At 70.0% G+C, this 567-nt stretch carries 1 protein-coding gene; it reads right to left on the bottom strand.

All coding sequences use genetic code 11. The features are described from left to right. The coding region (locus BKE38_RS27540; RefSeq protein WP_207553697.1) for an SLC13 family permease at positions 1-567 on the bottom strand (567 nt) is incomplete at both ends.

Consider the following 567-nt stretch of genomic DNA (forward strand, 5'->3'; position numbering starts at 1 on the left):
TCACGCTGTGGCCATAGGCGCCCTGCATGAAGTTCAGGCTGATCAGGTTCTGCGCCGCGCCGGTCTTCACCGCGATGTTGAAGATCGAGCAGGCCTGGGCGGTGACGATCATCAGCGTGGCGCCGAGCGAGCTCGCCACCGGCAGGCCGAGCGCCGCGGTGATGCCCACCATGATCGGGATCACCGCGCCGACGCGGGCGGTGGCCGACGGGATGAACAGCGCGAGGACGAAGCCCACGATCATCGCGCCGACGGTCAGGCGCGCCGGCGAGATGCCCACCCGGCTCATCACCAGCAGCGCCACCCGCTTGTCGAGGCCGGTGTGCTTCAGCGCGACGGCCAGGAACAGCGCGGCGGCCACCAGCAGCACGGCCGTCGACGAAAAGCCACCCAGCATGACGGTCAGCGCATCGGCCGAGGTCATCGGCCTGGCGCCGCTGGTCAGTGGCTTGCCCATCAGCCCGACCACCGCCGCGCCGGTCAGGATGACGGCGGAGGTCGCCGGCGAGACGCATTCGCTGATCCACAGCGTGATCACCAGCGCCAGCAAGGCGAGCGCCACCTGGC

Source organism: Teichococcus deserti (assembly GCF_001982615.1).
GTDB lineage: Bacteria > Pseudomonadota > Alphaproteobacteria > Acetobacterales > Acetobacteraceae > Pseudoroseomonas > Pseudoroseomonas deserti.